Source organism: Pseudarthrobacter sp. H2, assembly GCF_050157045.1.
Taxonomy (GTDB): Bacteria; Actinomycetota; Actinomycetes; order Actinomycetales; family Micrococcaceae; genus Arthrobacter.
Map to the genome: position 1 here is coordinate 2,888,716 of NZ_CP189594.1, position 16,771 is coordinate 2,905,486.

The following is a 16,771-nucleotide window of genomic DNA, read 5'->3' on the forward strand; positions in this document are numbered from 1 at the left end:
TCAGGCGTTGCCGTCGAACAGGCTGGTGACGGAGCCGTCGTCGAACACTTCACGGATGGCACGGGCGATCAGCGGCGCGATGGACAGCACCGTGAGTTGCGGGAAACGCTTGTCGGCGGCGATCGGCAGGGTGTTGGTGACAACAACCTCGCGGGCCCCGGATTCCGAAAGCCGCTGGGCGGCAGGATCGGAGAAAACGGCGTGCGTGGCCGCGATGATGACATCCTTGGCTCCGGCGTTCATCAGGACCTGGACCGCGCCTGAAATGGTTCCGCCGGTGTCGATCATGTCATCGATCAGGACACAGGTGCGGCCCTGGATCTGGCCCACGACGGTCTTGGAGACGGCCTGGTTCGGCACCGTCAGGTCGCGGCTCTTGTGGACGAACGCCAGCGGCGCCCCGCCGAGCCGCTCGGCCCACTGCTCGGCGACGCGGACCCGGCCGGTATCCGGGGATACGACGGTGATGTTGTCCGAACCCACCCGGGTCCGGATGTACTCCGCCAGCAGCGGGATGGCCATGAGGTGGTCCACCGGGCCGTCGAAGAAGCCCTGGATCTGCGAGGTGTGCAGGTCAACGCTCATGATGCGGTCGGCGCCGGCGGTCTTGTACAGATCGGCGATGAGCCGTGCCGAGATCGGCTCGCGGCCGCGGCCCTTCTTGTCCTGGCGGGCGTAGGGGTAGAACGGCGACACCACGGTGATCCGCTTGGCCGAGGCCCGCTTCAGCGAATCGATCATGATCAGCTGCTCCATGAGCCAGTTGTTCAGCGGGGCCGGGTGCGCCTGGATGACGAAGGCGTCGGTGCCGCGCACGCTCTCGCCGGCCCGGACGTAGATCTCGCCGTTGGCAAAGTCGTAGGCGTCCAGGGGCAGCAGCTCGGTTCCCAGCTCCTTGGCGATTTCCTTCGCCAGCTCCGGGTGTGCGCGCCCGGCGGCAAGCACCAGCTTCTTCTCGCCGCGTGCCGTAATTTCGCTCATTGTTGCTAGCCCTCTTCTGTCGGTGCCGGAGTATGGGACGTTGCGGGGGCGGCTGCCTCGGAACCGGCCGCCGCGGCCAGCGCGGCGGAGATCGTGCCGGGGCGCTTGGCGATGACCCAGCCTTCCGTGTTGCGCTGTTCGGCCAGGGACAGGGCCAGGGCGCCGGCGGGGACATCGCGGCGGATCACGGCCCCGGCACCGCTGTAGGCGCCGTCGCCGAGCTTCACGGGGGCGACGAAGACGGTGTTGGAGCCGGTGCGCACACCGGAGCCTATGACGGTCCGGTGCTTCTTGTCGCCGTCGTAGTTGGCCGTGATGTTGCCGCAGCCGATGTTGGTGTCTTCGCCGATCTCGGCGTCGCCGGCGTAGCCGAGATGCGAGAGCTTGGAGCCGCGGCCGATGGTGACGTTCTTGGTCTCGTAGAAGGCGCCGATCTTGCCGGTCTCGCCCAGGACTGTGCCGGGGCGCAGGTACGTGAACGGGCCGACGCTCGCCTTCGCGCCGATCGTCGCACCTGTTCCGTGGGTGCGGATGACCTTGGCGCCCTCGCCGACGTGGACGTCGGTCAGGGTCGTGTCCGGGCCGACGACGGCGTCCCGGGCGACGGTGGTGGCACCGTGCAGCTGGGTGTTGGGCAGCAGGCGGACGTCCTCGTCCAGGGTGACCGTGGCATCGATCCAGGTGGTCGCCGGATCAACGACGGTGACGCCGGACCGCATCCAGGCCTCGACCGTGCGCCGGTTGTGTTCGGCGCCGAGCGCCGCGAGCTGGACCCGGTCGTTGGCGCCTTCGACCTGCCAGCGGTCTTCCGTGACGACGGCGGCGACGCGGCCGCCGGCGGCGCGCGCGAGGCCCAGGACGTCGGTGAGGTACTTCTCGCCCTGGGCGTTGTCGGTGGTGACGTGCATGAGGGCGCCGCGCAGCACGGCGGCGTCGAAGGCGTAAATTCCGGAGTTGATCTCCCGGATCGCGCGTTCGGCTTCCGTGGCGTCCTTGTGCTCGCGGATGCCCGTCACCGTTCCGTCCGCGGCGCGGAGGATGCGGCCGTACCCGGTGGCGTCGTCCAGGACGGCGGTGAGGACGGTGACGGCGTTGGCGTCCGCCTCGTGGGTGGCCACCAGCTCGGCCAGCAGCGCCCCGGTGAGCAGGGGGACGTCGCCATAGGTGACCACGACGGTTCCGCTGAGCGGACCGCGGGAGTCAGAGGCGTCGAGCGCCTCGAGGGCGGCCTCGACGGCCCGGCCCGTGCCGGGCACATCGTCCTGGTCAACGATCAGGGCGTCGGGGTCGAGGGCGGCGATGTGCGAGGCCACCAGGTCGCGTTCGTGGCGGACCACGAGCGCCAGCTCACGCGGCGCAATGGTGCGGGCCGCCGCCAGTGCGTGGCCGATCAGGGAACGGCCGCCGATCTCGTGGAGGATCTTCGGCGTACGGGACTTCATCCGGGTACCGGCACCTGCCGCTAGGACGATTACGGCGGCTGGGCCGGAATTCTCGGGGCTCACGTACGGGCTCTCCTTGCTCTGTGGCGTGCTCTGTGGCTTGCTCTGTGCCGTGCTCAGCGCCGGCCCAGTGCCTGTGCTCGGTCTGTGTTGCTCCGCGGCCGAGGGCCGGTGGTACACCCCGGTCGCCGGTTCCGCCCGGCAATGTCCGGACCGGAATCCGGCCACGGCAACAGATTCATCCTACTTGACTCCGGCAGGACCCTGCCCGCCGGGTGCCCTCCCGGTCCCATTGCCCCACGAGAGTTCCGCCCATAGGACTCGAACCTATACTCCACGGCTCCAAAGGCCGGGGTGCTGCCATTACACCAGGGCGGACCGTGCCCGGGCGCATCGCCCGTGGCACGAGAACCAATTCTGCCACATAGTTCTGCCCCGCCTGAGCCACACCGTCCCGCCGTCCGGCAGCAGCCCGCGGCAGCAGCAGGCAGGGCCCGCGCTTACTCGCCCAGGACCTCGAGGGCGTCGAGCCATTCGAGTTCGAGGGCTTCGCGTTCGCCGGCGAGGGCCTTGAGCTTCTTGTTCAGTTCCGGGAGCTGCCCGGCAGCCGCCGGATCGGCGGCCGCCGTCGTCATCTGGATATGGATCTTGTCTTCCTGCTGTTTGATCTTGCCCAGCTGGCGGTCGATCCGGTTCTTGGCCTTGCGGGCGTCGCGTTTCTCCGCTTCGGAGGGTCCGGAGACTGCTGCGGCCGGGGCGGAGCTTGCCGCCGTCACGGGGTTTCCGCCGCCGGTGATCGTGGAACCGGCCAGCGTCCCTTCGCGCAGCTCCAGGTACTGGTCGACGCCGCGGGGCAGGGCCCGGATCTTGCCGTCGCCCAGGAGCGCCATCTGGTGGTCGGTGACACGTTCGAGCAGGTACCGGTCGTGGCTGACGACGATGAGCGTGCCCGGCCAGCCGTCCAGCACGTCCTCCACTGCTGCCAGGGTGTCGGTGTCGAGGTCGTTGGTGGGCTCGTCAAGCATCAGCACGTTCGGTTCCCCCACCAGCAGGCGCAGCAGCTGCAGGCGGCGGCGTTCGCCACCGGAGAGGTCCCTGACCGGGGTCCACTGCTTCTCGTTGGTGAAGCCCAGCTGTTCCACGAGCTGGCCGGCACTGAATTCCTTGCCGCCCACGTTGAAGGACCGTTTTTCGCGCTCGATCACTTCGATGACGCGCAGGTCCGAGACGTCGTCGAGCTCCTTGACCTCCTGGGTCAGGACAGCGGTGACAACCGTCTTGCCGCGCTTGACCTTCCCCGAGCTGGGCTGGATCTCGCCGTTGAGCAGCTTCAGCAGGGTGGTCTTGCCGGCGCCGTTGACGCCGACCAGGCCCAGCCGCTCGCCCGGCGCGAGGCGCAGCGTGATGTTGTCGAAGAGTTTCTGGCCGGGGTCGCCGCCCAGGAAGTCCAGCGAGACGTTTTCCAGGTCCAGGACGTCCTTGCCGAGCCGGGCCGTGGCCATCTTGCTCAGCGCCATCGAGTCACGCGGTTCCGGGACGTCGGCGATCAGTTCGTTCGCGGCCTCGATGCGGAATTTGGGCTTGGCCGTGCGGGCCGGGGCGCCGCGGCGCAGCCAGGCGAGTTCTTTCTTGACGAGCTGCTGGCGCTTGCTCTCCACGACGGAGGCAGAGCGGTCGCGCTCGGCGCGGGCCAGCACATAGGCGGCGTACCCGCCGTCGAACGGGTCCATGATGCCGTCGTGGATTTCCCAGGTCTTGGTGCAGACCTCGTCGAGGAACCAGCGGTCGTGGGTGACGACGAGGAAGGCGCCCTGGTTGGCCCGCCAGCGGGTCTTCAGGTGCCGGGACAGCCATGCGACGCCTTCGACGTCGAGGTGGTTGGTGGGCTCGTCGAGCATGATGACGTCATGGTCCTCGATCAGCAGCTTGGCCAGCGCCACGCGCCGCTTCTGCCCGCCGGAGAGCGCGTGGACGTTGGCGTGCCAGTCGACGTCGGACACGAGTCCGCCCATGACTTCGCGGATCTGGGGATTGCGGGCCCATTCGTAGTCGGCCTGGTCACCGACGATCGCGGCGCCGACGGTGAGGTCGCCGTCGAGCACGTCGCTCTGGTCCAGGTATCCGATGTTCACTTCGCTGCGTTTGGTCACCCGGCCGGTGTCCGGAGTGGACCGCATCGCGAGCAGGCGCATGAGGGTCGACTTGCCGTCACCGTTGCGGCCCACCATGCCGATCCGGTCGCCCTCTTCAAGGCCGAGGGTAATGCCATCGAGGACGGTACGGGTTGCATACGAGACCGTGAGGTTCTCGCCGCCGAGCAGGTGTGCCACTGGGAACTGCTTTCTTCGTTATTTTTCGACAGGTTATTTGTCGACAGACTTGGGTCAAAGCTATTAAAGGAGCGTATCGGAGATGATGCGCGCCCCGTGCACCGGGCCGTGGACGGCGATGGCATCGAGGCCGTGGTGGCGGAGGTCCTCAGCCAGCCCGGCGGCCGCGGCGGGGCTGTGCGTGAGGAAGGCCACGGTGGGGCCGGAACCGGAGACGATTCCGGCGATCGCCCCGCAGGATTCGCCCAGTCCCACGGTGTCCCGCAGCCCGGGCGCCAGCTCGATCGAGGCGCGCTGGAGGTCGTTGACGAGGACCCGGCTCAGGGCGTCGGCATCCCCGCCGCGCAGCGCCTTGAGGATCCGCGGATCCACGCCGGTGGGTTCCTCGATCGCGGCGCCTTCTGCCGTGCGCAGCCGGTCCAGGGTCCGGTACACCTCCGGGGTGGGCAGGCCGAAGCCGGCCGCGACCAGGACCCAGTCCGTCTGGGCCTTGACGAGCGCCGGCGAGAGCTCATCGCCCAGGCCCAGTCCGACGGCGGTTCCGCCCAGGAGCGAGAACGGCACGTCGGCGCCGAGTTCGGCGGCCAGGTGCGCAAGTTCGTCGCGGGAGAGCCCGCTGTTCCACAGCGCGTCGCAGGCGAGCAGGGTGGCGGCCGCGTCGGCCGAGCCTCCGCCCATGCCCCCGGCGACGGGCACCCGCTTGGTGATTTCGAGATGGACACCGGTGGAGTGTTCCGAGACGTCGGCCATGATGGCCGCCGCCCTGTAGGCCAGGTTGCGTTCGTCGAGGGGGATGTCGACGCCGTCGAGGTCCAGGGTGCTGGCGGGGCTGATGCTGACCGTTATTGCGCCGTTTTCCGTGCTCGTGGCCGCGACTTCCTCGTAGAGGGACACGGCCAGGTACACGCTCGCCACCGAATGGTAGCCGTCCGCGCGCAACGGTCCGACGTCCAGGGAGACGTTGACTTTGCCGGGGGCCTTGACCCGGACGGTCCTAGCGGCAAAGCGCCCTCTCACTGCGTTCATGGCTACACGCTATGGCATGGCGTGCCCGGGTCCAAGCATGGGCCCGGCCGGGGCGGTGCGCGTCCCGGGCGCTGCTGAGGCGCTGCCGAGGTGCTCCGGCCCTTGGCTGAGGCGCTGCGGCGCTGCGGCGCGGTGCTCAGGCCGGTGCTGAGGCCTGTGCTCAGGCCTGCGCTCAGGCCTGCGGCCGATTGTGCGCTTCGGCGATCCTGGCAAAGGCCGCGATGTCGATCACTTCGCCGCGGGCGGTGGGGTCGACGCCGGCGGCCCGCAGGCAGCGTTCGGCCTCGGCGGCGCTTCCGGCCCAGCCCGCGAGCGCGGCACGCAGGGTCTTGCGGCGCTGCGCGAAGGCCGCATCGATGACGGCAAAGACCTGTTGCCGGGTGGCGGAGGTGACCGGGGGTTCCCGGCGGGTGAACGCGACGAGGCCGGAGTGGATCTTGGGTGCCGGCCAGAAGACGTTCATGCCGATCACGCCGGCCTTGCGCATGCTGGAATACCAGGCGGCCTTGACCGAGGGGACCCCGTAGGTCTTGGACCCGGGGCCGGCAGCGAGCCGGTCGGCGACCTCGTCCTGGACCATGACCAGGCCGTGGCGGAGGCTCGGAAAGTGCTGCAGGAGATGCAGGACCACCGGGACGGCAACGTTGTAGGGAAGATTCGCCACGAGCGCGGTGGGTTCCACCGGAAGGTCCGTGACCTTCATGGCGTCGGCCAGGACGAGGTGGAAGTTACCGGCGGCGCCGGGCCGCCACTGGCTGACCGTGTCCGGGAGCCTGGCGGCGAGGACCGGATCGATCTCGACGGCGACCACGGACCCGGCGGCATCCAGCAGGCCCAGGGTCAGCGATCCGAGTCCGGGGCCGACTTCGAGGACCGTTTCCCCGGCGTGGATATCGGCGGCGGCGACGATCCGCCGGATGGTGTTGCCGTCAATGACGAAGTTCTGGCCCAGCGTCTTGGTGGGACGTACTCCGATTTCCTCGGCCAGCCGGCGGATGTCGGAGGCGCCCATGAGCGGTGCAGGCGCGCTGCCGGGCGCCTTTCCGGACGTAGCGCCGGGCGCGGAGGGAGTCGGTTCAGTCACCTAGGTATCCTATCCCGTCCGCTTCGGGGGCCGGTCCGGCCCCTGCCGGATCCGGCACGGGCCGGGCACGGAAAAGGCCGGGTCCGGGGATCCGGACCCGGCCTGTGCCGGGCACCGCGGGCGTGGTCAGCCGCCGCGGCAGCCGTTGCCGGACTGGACCGGAGGAACTTTGCCGGCTCCCCGCTGTTCTAGCGGGAGGCGGCCCAGCCGCAGCCCCAGGGCCCGAGGCCGCGCTGCGCGTAGACCCGGTTGGCGATGTCGATCTGCTGCGCCTTGGAAGCAAGGCTGGCGTTCGGGGCGTACGCGCCTCCGCCGGAGCCGAGCCAGGTCTGGATGTCGAACTGCAGGCCGCCGTAGTAGCCGTTGCCGTTGTTGATGGACCAGTTGCCGGTGGACTCGCACTGGGCGATCTTGTCCCACATGGCTTCGTTCATCATCCCCGGGGCTGCAGCGCCGGTGTTGGCTCCGGCCGCAGGCTTGGGCTTCTCCTTGGTGCCGACCGTGACCTTCTCGGTGACCGGCTGGACGGTGACGGTCTCTGAGACCAGGGTCCGGGACGCTTCGCGGCCGTCCACCAGGACCAGCTTGAAACTCTTGTTCGTGGTGCCGGCCACGCCGGCCTGGGTGACGGTCTTTTCGCCCTTGACCAGATCGGCGCTTTCGGTGGTGAGGGTTTCAAAGGGGACCGCCTCGGTGGCGCCGGCCGTCTGGCTGGCGTCCACGCGGGAAACCTTGATGACCATGTCGCCGACCACCGGGGCATTGCCGGGCTGCGAGGTGCGGTCGCCCGCTCCCAGCGAGATGCCGGCGTCGGCAAGCACCTGGGACACGGTGGCCGCCGTCGTGGTGGCCGTGGCGGCCTTGCCGTCCGCGACGATGCTGACGGTCTTTGGCGTGGAGATGGCAACAAAGGAACCGGACACGGACAGCTGGGCGTCCTTCGGGACGGACACTTCCGAGGCGCTGGCCACGCCGAGTTCCGTCACGAGGGCCTCGACGTTAGGCGAGGTGGTGTTGATGGTCCGCTCCGCGCCGTCCAGGCTGACCTTGACGGCCTTGGCGAGGTTGACGTTGATGACGGACCCGTCCTGCACATGGGAGTCTGCCGCAGGCGAAACCCTGTCGGCGGGCTGCAGTTCAACCTTGGCACCCTTGACCACCTGGCCGACGGTGCCGCCGAAGGTCTGGACGGAGCTCACTTTCCCGTCGACGTTGAGGGTGACTGTCTTGTTGTTGCCGACGAAGGCCACGAGGCCCAGCACGAGTGCCACCAGCACTACGAGCTGCCCGCCGACCTTGACGAAGCTGAACTTGCCGTCCGATGTGAAGAACTTGACCACGATTGCCCATATCTCTTTGACCATCCGGGCACGGGGAAAAGTGCACAGGACCACCCTCCGCGAACACCCCAGGAGCAGCCCGGAACGCGTCCGGCTGTTCGCGGCAGATGTGTGCACTGCCACACTCACAAACGAGAGCGTGCATGTGGTTTGTGGCCACGCTGCACGCCCTGGAGGAGTGAAATTGTCCGAAGGCCTTCCCCGACCCCGGCTAACAGTTGTCCACTGTAACCGTAGCGTTATAAAGCGCCAAGGATTTGTGCATACCCGGTATGGCCCCCAAGTGCCCGCAGACCGCCTTTTTCAGTCCCAGGATCCGTATGCCTGCAACGTATTTCCGGCGATTTGGGCACACAATGCGGAGAGCTCCACTCCGGTCAAGTCCGCCATGGCCCGGACCGTGTACGGGACCATGTAACTCGCGTTCGGACGTCCGCGGTGCGGATGCGGCGTGAGGAACGGGGCGTCGGTCTCGACGAGGATCCGCTCCGGCACGGCGACCGCCAGCGCGGAGCGGAGATCGGAGGCGTTCTTGAACGTCAGGGTTCCGGCGAAGGACATGTACCAGCCCTCCTCGTTGCAGGTCCTGGCCAGCTCCTCCCCGCCCGAGAAGCAGTGGAATACGACCCGCTCGGGCGCCCCCTCCTCGCGCAGCACCTGCACCACGTCGTCGTGGGCATCCCGGTCATGGATCTGCAGGGTCAGTCCGAGCCGCTTGGCAATATCGATATGGCGGCGGAAGGAATACCGCTGGTGCGCCAGCCCCTCCCCCTGGGTCCGGAAAAAATCCAGGCCGGTTTCCCCGATGGCCCGGATCCGCGGGTGCGCGGCCAGCGCCTCGATCTCCGTCAAAGCGTCCTCCAGTTCCCCGCGCGCCGCATATTCCGGCGCATCGTTGGGATGAATCGCGACGGCGCCCAGCAGCCGCGGGTCCAGGTCGACGGCCTGGACTGTGAACCTGGAGGATTCCAGGTCGCACCCCACCTGCACGGCACCCCGGACACCCACGGCCTCGGCGGCGTCGAGGGCAGCCTTGATGCCGACTTTTACGCCGCCATTTACGCCGACCGAGGGGCCCGCACCGGGGAAATCCAGATGCGTGTGGTTGTCCATGACGGGAACGGGCAGGGGGGCGGGCGCCGGCGGATAGCCGTGGCGCCCGGTGCCGTCGGTGCCGGGCGCGCGGAACGGGAGGGGGGTAACGGGGATGTCCATCCTCCTACCTTATTCCCGCCTGTTCCTGACCCGGCGACGGCGGCACGGCCGGCCTCCGGCCCGCCGGGCCTCCCGTCCGGCGGCGGGTCCGAGATTTACGCGGAACTCTCTGTCAGCCCCGGCAGTTGTGTTAGTAGTCTGTTAGGAACACAGGCGAACACCCGATGAGGGGCCCGGCAGACGGTGCCGATCCGTCCCGGGACCCGCCAGGGCTGAAAGGTTGCCGATGGACTACCACCGCACCTCCGTAGACGAAGTCTTCCGCAAGGGCCAGGACTTCACGGACCGCCCCGCCGTGGAAAAATCCGCAGCAGCACTGCGGACCGTGCCGCAGCTGCCGGCCGCCATGGACGCCCAGGCGTTCCACGGTGCCAGCGAGCGCATCCTCACTGCCATTAACACGGTGATCGACGGCAAGGCCGAAGCCGCCAGGCTGGCCCTCACGGTGCTGCTGGCCCAGGGGCACCTCCTGCTCGAAGACGTCCCGGGCGTCGGCAAGACGCTGCTGGCCAAGACCCTGGCCCGCAGCATCGACTGTACGGTGAGCCGGATCCAGTTCACCCCGGATCTGCTGCCTTCCGATGTCACGGGCGTGTCCATCTACGACCAGGCGTCCAGGACGTTCCAGTTCCGGCCCGGCGCCGTGTTTGCCAATATCGTGATCGGCGACGAAATCAACCGTGCCTCCGCCAAGACCCAGTCGGCCCTGCTGGAGTGCATGGAGGAGCACCAGGTCACCGTTGACGGCAAGTCCTACAGGCTGGACGAGCCTTTCATGGTGGTGGCAACGCAGAATCCCATCGAGATGGAGGGCACCTACCCGCTTCCGGAGGCGCAACGGGACCGTTTCATGGCCCGGATCTCGATGGGGTATCCCGACAAGGAGTCCGAGATGGAAATGCTCGAGACCCATCAGGCGACGTCGCCGCTGACCCGGGTGACCGCCGTCGTCACCGCCGCGGAAGTGGCCTCCATGATCGCCACCGTGCAGCAGGTCTACGTGTCCAAGCCGATCAAGGACTACACGGTATCCCTCGGGCGCGCCACGCGCGAGAGCGGGATGCTCCGGCTGGGCGCGAGTCCCCGGTCCATGCTGCAGCTGCTGCGCGCCGCCAAGGCCACCGCCGCCCTCGCGGGACGGGACTTTGTCCTGCCGGACGACGTCGTCAGCGTCGCCGAAGCCGTCCTGGCCCACCGGATCATCCTCGACCGGAAAGCCGTCAGCACGGGCGAAACGCCCCAAAGCGTCATCCGGTCCGTCCTGGCCAGGATCCCGGTCAGCCCCGAGGCGGCGGCGCCGTCCCCGGCCGGCCGTGCCGGCCGGGGCATGGTGGAGCCCCCGCCGCCGACGTTGCCGGACCGCCGCTAGGACCGGCTCCGCCATGTCATTCATGGATCGGTTCCCACGGCACCTCTTCAGCACGCGCGGCTGGGGCCTGCTGGCGGCGGGCGCCGTGTCCCTGCTGGGCGCGCAGGTGATGGGACGACGTGACCTGCTGGCGCTGGCCATCCTGCTGATCGTCCTGCCGCTGGTGTCACTGGCCGGGACGCGCGTGCTCAAGCCGAGGTTTCAGGTGTACCGGGAGTTCAACCCGGCCACGGTGGACACCGCGGCGGCGACGACGGTCCGGCTCGCCGTCGCCCGGACGGGCACCGGGGCCGGCCACGCAATCATGGAAGAGCATCTGCCGGCCCGGCTGGGGGAATCCCCCGCTTTCCGGTTCCCGGCACGCTCGGCCGTGGGCGGCACGAGCCGCTACGAATACCATTTACGGTCCCGGCAGCGCGGCCAGTTCCTGATCGGGCCGGTCACGGCCGAATTCAGCGACCCCTTCGGGCTGTCCCTGTACCGCCACGCCATCGACGACGGCGACATCCTCACGGTGACGCCCGCCGCCGTCGAGCTGCCCGCGACCGGCCTCGCCGGTGCCCGGGGCAACGATGGCGTCACGGCCACGCGGATCCGCGCCAATCCCAGCGACGACGACGTCATGACCCGCGAATACCGTCACGGCGATCCGATGCGCCGGGTGCACTGGGCCGCGACGGCACGCCACGGAACACTCATGGTCCGCCAGGAGGAATCGGTCACCACCCCGGAAGCGACCATCATCCTGGACCAGCGTCTCGCGGCCTTTTCCCGCGGCGCACATCCGCATGGCGGGCATCCCCACGGCGGGGCTCCTGTGCATGGCGGGGCTCCTGTGCATGGCGGGGCTCCTGTGCATGGCGGGGCTCCGGACGGCCACGAACTCGTCACCAGCGACGCGTTCGAGTGGGCCGTGACGGCGGCGGTCTCGGTCAGCACGCATCTTTCGGAGCGCAACTACGCGCTGCGGTTCCTCGACACCGCCGGCGCCCCGGCGTTCCTGCAGTCGGCGTCGGCTCCCGACCCCGAGGCCGAGGAGTACATCGGCGCCTCCGGGCTGCAGTCCGTGGCCGAGAGCCTGGCCGCGATCCAGCTCTCCGGCCCCCACCTGCCCCGCAGGGGGCTCAACGGCCGGTTCCGTCGGGGCGCCCCCGCCGCGGCGCAGGCCGGACCGCAGCCTTTTGATGACAGGCTCATGGACAAGCTGTCCGCCCACCGGCTGCGCGGGCCCGTCCTGGCGATCCTGGGACGGCTCTCGCTGGCCGAGGCCCAGGCCCTGTCCCCCGCCGCCGGCTTCGGGGCGAATGCCTTTGCCCTCGTGGTCACGGACCGGGCCGAGGAGTCCGGCGAGGTCCTCGAGGCGTTGCGCCTCGGCGGCTGGCGGGCCCTCGCCGTCTCCGCCTCGACGGCGCTGCCTGCGGCGTGGTCGGCGTTCGACCAGGACGACGAGGGCTACCCGCAGATGTTCCCGGCCGCCGATGACCGCCGCGGCACAGGGGGCCGGCGATGACCCTGTCGGCGCAGCGCAGCACCGGCGCTTCCGGGCCTGGCACACGGGACCGGCCTGGCCCCGGCATCCCGCCCCGCTTTGAAGGGGCCGGCGCGCAGCCGTGGGCGGCGGGCCTGGGCGTCGCCGTTGCCGTCGCCGGTGCGGCCCTCGGACTCAACGGGGTGTTGCGGGGCTGGGCGTGGTACTCCCCCGTTTTCACCACGGTCATCGCCGTCGCCTTTGCCCTGGCAGCGCTCCGGGCGCTGCGGCTCCGCACCGTGGTGGTGGCTGCCGGCGGCGGCGCCGCGCTCGTCCTGGTCCTGACGTTCACCTTCTTCCGGCACCACAGCATGGCGGGGTTCATTCCTTCGCCCGACACCATGGACCAGCTCGGGAAGTTCCTGCGCAGGGCCAGCGAAACGGTCCTGGCCGAAAGCTCCCCGGTGGCCCCCAACGCCGGAATCGTCATGGTGATTTGCGCGGTCCTGGGGCTGATGGTGATTCTCGTGGACGTCCTGGCCTTCCCGCTGGCCTTGCCGGCCACCAGCGGGCTCGGGATCCTGGCCATCCTGGTGGTGCCGGCCATCATCAAACCGCAGAGCGTCGGGATCCTGGGCTTCGCCGGCGCGGCAGTGGGCTACCTGCTGGTTCTCGGATGCAGCCAGTGGTACTCCCCGGATCCCCGCACCCGGGCCGACACCGCCCGGAATCCGGGCCAGTTCAGGCGCGCCGCCCTGACCGGCGCCGTGGCACTGGCCCTGACACTGCTGCTGCCGCTGGCCATTCCCGGCTTCGACAAGGGAACTTTCCCCCAGGGCTCGCGGCTGAACCCCTTTGGCGCGGCCAGCGGGCTTAATCCCATGATCAGCCTGGGCAACAGCCTGCGCAGTTCCGCCGGCAACGGCCGGATCACCTATGCCACGAACGCGCCGACCACCCCCTATCTGCGGTCCGTGACCGTGGACAGCTTCGAGGGTGACCTGTGGGGGCCCGATGACCGCCAGTCCACCCGGCAGCTGGGCACCGGACGGATGGACTCCGGACTGGAGCTGGCGGCGACGGAGCTGCGGGTGGTCACGGCCGTCGACACGGGCCAGTTCACGAGCCCCTACCTCCCCGCACCGTATGCCCCCGAGGCGGTCAACGGACTCACCGGCCGGTGGAGCTGGGACCCGGCCACGCTCAGCGTCAAGGGAGTCGACACCAATTCGCGCGACCAGCAGTACGTGGTCCTCTCCGTTACTCCCCGGCTCACGCCCGAGCTGTTGGCGCAGTCCTCGGCCCCGGCGCAGGGGATACCGGACCAGTTCACCCGGCAGCCGGCCAACGTTCCGGAGATCGTGCGGAAGACGGCCGATTCCGTGACCGCCGGTGACGCCACCCCGTATGCGAAGGCGATGGCCCTCCAGCAGTTCCTGCGCTCGGGCGAGTTCGGCTATTCCCTGCAGTCCCCGGTGCAGGGCGGCTACGACGGCAACGGCCTGTCCGTGCTGGCGGACTTTCTCACCCAGAAAAGCGGGTACTGCATCCATTTCGCTTCCGCGATGGCCGTGATGGCCAGGCTTGAGGGAATCCCCAGCCGCATCGCCGTCGGCTATGCCCCGGGCCGGCCGACCGGCGCCACCGTGTCCATCGCCGGGCAGGGGCCGCTGCCAGAATTCGAGGTCGACTCCCGTGATGCCCATGCCTGGCCGGAGCTGTACTTCCAGGGCCTCGGCTGGGTCGCCTTCGAACCGACGCCGTCCCGGGGCCTGGTCCCGGCCTACGCCACCGGATCCTCGACGTCCGGCGGCGCCAGCACCAACGAATTCAATGACGGCCTGGTTCCCAAGGAGAAAACCACCCCGGCACCGGCGCCCGGCGCGGTCCCCGTGCCGCTTCCGGGCGGCGCAGCAGGGGCAGCCGGCAGCCCCCTGCTGCCGGCCCTGTACACCGCCGTGGCGTTCCTCCTGCTGGGGCTGCTGGCGGCATCGCCCCGGTTGGCACGCCGCGGCCGCCGGCGGCGGCGGCTCGGGAGCGCAGGCGGTGACGGCCCGGCGGCACCTGCGGCAGTCCTCGCCTGGGCGGAACTGCGGGACCTGGCCGCGGATTACGGAGTGGCGCCCCGGTCCAGCGAGACGCCCCGGCACTTCGCCGAGCGGCTGCGCGGCCCGGCGGCGCTGGGAGAACCGGACGGCGCCGACGCGCCAGGACACCGGGCCGTGGCCTCCCTGACCGAGGACTTTGAACGCCACGAATACGGGCGCCCGGCCGCCGTGCCCGCCACGGCTGCGCGTGCCGGCGGCGGTGCGCGTGCCGGCGGTGGTGCGGGTCCCGACGGCGGTGCGGGTGGCAGCGACACCGGGTCCGCCGCCGCCCGGATCGCCCTGGTGCAGGCCGCACTGGCGGCCAACGCGAAGCCCTGGGTGCGTTTCCGCGCGGCCTGGCTGCCGCCGTCGGTCCTGTCCGCCTGGCGTCGTTCGGCCGGATCCGCCGTCCGTGCCGTTTCAGACACGGCACAGCGCACCCGGCGCGGCGCTGCGGATTCCTGGTTGAGGATCCGCAACGCCGTCCGCCGGGTGCGCCGGAGTTAGCCGGTCCGGGCTGCCCGTAGGTTGGCCGGCGGCCGCGGTCCGGGGCTACTTTGACGTCCCACGGCACGGAATCACGGTCCGGCGACGGCGTGTCGGCGCCAAAGTCCCCCGGACCGCGGGGAGCAGACCTGCGGACGGACAGGCGTGCGCCGAAATTCCCCGGCTTTGGCTTCGCGGCCCCGGAAAGCCCCGGTGATTCCGAGGACGAAATAATCGCGGTCGGACCGGGCCAACACCGCCAGAGCTGAGTTAACCGGATAGGCATGCTCCCCACCTTTGGCGGTGCCCGACGGCGTGTCGCCGGGACGCGCCGTCGTTACCTGACCCGACGCGGCGAGAAGTGGGGAGATTCCGCCGGGCGGCAGCGCCAGTTCACCTCATATCAGCCGGCGTAGGGGTCGGCGATGCCGATGTACTGGGTGTACAGGTATTCCTCGATACCTTCGAGACCGCCTTCGCGGCCCAGGCCGGACTGCTTGACCCCGCCGAACGGTGCCGCGGCGTTGGAGATGACGCCGGCGTTCAGGCCCAGCATGCCGGTCTCGAGGCGCTCGCCCATCCGGATGCCGCGGTTGAGGTCCCTGGTAAAGACGTAGGCCACCAGTCCGTACTCGGTGTTGTTCGCGAGCCGCACGGCCTCGTCCTCGGAGGCGAAGGTGATGATCGGGGCGACGGGGCCGAAGATCTCCTCGGACAGGATCCGGGTTCCCTCCGTGACGCCGGTGAGGATGGTGGGCTGGTAGAAGTAGCCGGGGCCCTCGACGGCGGCGCCGCCGGTCACCGCGACGGCACCGGAGGCGACGGCGTCGGCCACGAGCGCGTGGACCTTGTCCCGGCTCTTGGCGTCGATCAGCGGCCCGACTTTGGAGCCGGACTCGGTGCCGCGGGCGGTGGTCATGTCCGCCATCTTCGCGGCGAACTTCCTGGCGAACTCGTCGGCGACGGATTCGTGGACGATGAAGCGGTTGGCCGCGGTGCAGGCTTCGCCCATGTTGCGCAGCTTGGCGATCATCGCCCCGGCGACGGCGGCGTCGACGTCGGCGTCCTCGAACACCACGAACGGGGCGTTGCCGCCGAGCTCCATGGAGGTCCGCAGGACCGTTTCGGAGGCGTCGGAGAGCAGGCGGCGGCCGACCTCGGTGGACCCGGTGAAGGAGAGCTTGCGCAGCCGGGAGTCCTTGATGAGCGGGCCCGTGGTGGCGCCGGCCGTGGACGTGGGGATCAGGTTCAGGACGCCGGCGGGCAGGCCGGCCTCCATCATCACGGCGGCGAACAGCTGCGAGGTCAGCGGGGTCAGGTTCGCGGACTTGAGCACCATGGTGCAGCCCGCCGCGACGGCCGGGGCGACCTTCCGGGTGGCCATCGCCAGCGGGAAGTTCCACGGCGTGATCAGCAGGCAGGGGCCCACCGGCTTCTTGGTCACGAGCAGCCGGGTCTTCCCGTCCGGGGAGACGGAGTAGCGGCCGAACGCGCGGACGGCTTCCTCGGAGAACCAGCGCAGGAATTCGGCGCCGTAGCTGACCTCACCGCGGGCCTCGGCCAGCGGCTTGCCCATCTCCAGGGTCATCAGCAGCGCGAAATCCTCCGCCCGTTCGGTCACCAGCTCAAACGCGCGGCGCAGGATCTCCCCGCGCTCACGCGGCGGAACCCTGGCCCAGGAATCCTGCGCGGCCGCGGCGGCGTCCAGCGCCGCGGCGCCGTCCTCGGGTCCGGCGTCCGCGATGCTCAGCAGGACCTTGCCAGTGGAGGGATCCTCGACGTCGAACGTCTTCCCGGACGCGGCCGGACGCCACTTTCCGTTGATCAGCAGGCCGGTCGGAACGGAGGCCAGCAGGGCGCTCTCACGCTCCGCGGTAACAATGGGCTGGGCAGTTACAGTCACGATGACTCCCTCGTCAGCAGTTTCGTATGGATAGGATCGG

General features: G+C 69.7%; 11 protein-coding genes and 1 tRNA gene. 3 read left to right on the forward strand and 9 right to left on the reverse strand.

Annotation, left to right across the window (positions count from 1 at the left end; all coding sequences use genetic code 11):
* The 8 genes from ACQCSZ_RS13585 to ACQCSZ_RS13620 form a co-directional block, all read right to left on the reverse strand.
* Entirely contained in the window at positions 1-981 is a 981-nt protein-coding gene (locus tag ACQCSZ_RS13585) for a ribose-phosphate diphosphokinase (RefSeq protein ID WP_211877642.1), read from the reverse strand.
* Between the two features lie 5 nt (positions 982-986).
* Entirely contained in the window at positions 987-2,486 is a 1,500-nt protein-coding gene (gene glmU, locus ACQCSZ_RS13590) for a bifunctional UDP-N-acetylglucosamine diphosphorylase/glucosamine-1-phosphate N-acetyltransferase GlmU (RefSeq protein WP_427004297.1), read from the reverse strand.
* A gap of 243 nt (positions 2,487-2,729) precedes the next feature.
* Positions 2,730-2,801: transfer RNA gene (locus ACQCSZ_RS13595), tRNA-Gln, on the reverse strand.
* 122 nt (positions 2,802-2,923) lie between these two features.
* A complete protein-coding gene (locus ACQCSZ_RS13600) occupies positions 2,924-4,753 on the reverse strand; it encodes an ABC-F family ATP-binding cassette domain-containing protein (protein WP_427004298.1) in 1,830 nt (609 codons plus the stop codon).
* 63 nt (positions 4,754-4,816) lie between these two features.
* Positions 4,817-5,779 (reverse strand): 4-(cytidine 5'-diphospho)-2-C-methyl-D-erythritol kinase, encoded by a 963-nt coding sequence (locus tag ACQCSZ_RS13605; RefSeq protein ID WP_427004299.1) that lies wholly within the window; start codon positions 5,777-5,779, stop codon positions 4,817-4,819.
* Between the two features lie 172 nt (positions 5,780-5,951).
* Positions 5,952-6,863, reverse strand: a complete 912-nt coding sequence (gene rsmA / locus ACQCSZ_RS13610; protein ID WP_427004300.1) for a 16S rRNA (adenine(1518)-N(6)/adenine(1519)-N(6))-dimethyltransferase RsmA — start codon at positions 6,861-6,863, stop codon at positions 5,952-5,954.
* A 188-nt stretch (positions 6,864-7,051) separates the two neighbouring features.
* Positions 7,052-8,227, reverse strand: coding sequence for a transglycosylase family protein (locus ACQCSZ_RS13615; protein ID WP_427004301.1), 1,176 nt, complete (start codon positions 8,225-8,227; stop codon positions 7,052-7,054).
* Between the two features lie 279 nt (positions 8,228-8,506).
* Positions 8,507-9,418: a TatD family hydrolase gene (locus ACQCSZ_RS13620; protein WP_427004302.1), complete on the reverse strand. Its 912-nt coding sequence runs from the start codon at positions 9,416-9,418 to the stop codon at positions 8,507-8,509.
* 226 nt (positions 9,419-9,644) lie between these two features.
* Between ACQCSZ_RS13620 and ACQCSZ_RS13625 the strand changes: the two genes are divergently transcribed.
* From ACQCSZ_RS13625 to ACQCSZ_RS13635, 3 genes are read left to right on the forward strand one after another with little or no spacing between them, the layout of a single operon-like run.
* A complete protein-coding gene (locus ACQCSZ_RS13625; RefSeq protein ID WP_427004303.1) occupies positions 9,645-10,787 on the forward strand; it encodes an AAA family ATPase in 1,143 nt (380 codons plus the stop codon).
* A 13-nt stretch (positions 10,788-10,800) separates the two neighbouring features.
* Positions 10,801-12,297: a DUF58 domain-containing protein gene (locus ACQCSZ_RS13630; RefSeq protein ID WP_427004304.1), complete on the forward strand. Its 1,497-nt coding sequence runs from the start codon at positions 10,801-10,803 to the stop codon at positions 12,295-12,297.
* Positions 12,294-14,849 (forward strand): transglutaminaseTgpA domain-containing protein, encoded by a 2,556-nt coding sequence (locus tag ACQCSZ_RS13635; RefSeq protein ID WP_427004305.1) that lies wholly within the window; start codon positions 12,294-12,296, stop codon positions 14,847-14,849. Before ACQCSZ_RS13630 ends, ACQCSZ_RS13635 begins: the two co-directional genes overlap by 4 nt.
* Before the next feature lie 382 nt (positions 14,850-15,231).
* Here ACQCSZ_RS13635 and ACQCSZ_RS13640 read toward each other — a convergent pair whose 3' ends face one another.
* Positions 15,232-16,731 carry an NAD-dependent succinate-semialdehyde dehydrogenase gene (locus ACQCSZ_RS13640; RefSeq protein ID WP_427004306.1) on the reverse strand — a complete coding sequence of 500 codons (1,500 nt, stop codon included), beginning with the start codon at positions 16,729-16,731 and terminating at the stop codon, positions 15,232-15,234.
* Positions 16,732-16,771: the final 40 nt, after the last annotated feature.

Coding starts and splice junctions, on each gene's coding strand:
- ACQCSZ_RS13585 (WP_211877642.1), bottom strand. CDS start 981: ATGAGCGAAATTACGGCACGCGGCGAGAAGAAGCTGGTGCTTGCCGCC.
- ACQCSZ_RS13605 (WP_427004299.1), bottom strand. CDS start 5,779: ATGAACGCAGTGAGAGGGCGCTTTGCCGCTAGGACCGTCCGGGTCAAG.
- ACQCSZ_RS13615 (WP_427004301.1), bottom strand. CDS start 8,227: ATGGTCAAAGAGATATGGGCAATCGTGGTCAAGTTCTTCACATCGGAC.
- ACQCSZ_RS13620 (WP_427004302.1), bottom strand. CDS start 9,418: ATGGACATCCCCGTTACCCCCCTCCCGTTCCGCGCGCCCGGCACCGAC.
- ACQCSZ_RS13625 (WP_427004303.1), top strand. CDS start 9,645: ATGGACTACCACCGCACCTCCGTAGACGAAGTCTTCCGCAAGGGCCAG.
- ACQCSZ_RS13630 (WP_427004304.1), top strand. CDS start 10,801: ATGTCATTCATGGATCGGTTCCCACGGCACCTCTTCAGCACGCGCGGC.
- ACQCSZ_RS13635 (WP_427004305.1), top strand. CDS start 12,294: ATGACCCTGTCGGCGCAGCGCAGCACCGGCGCTTCCGGGCCTGGCACA.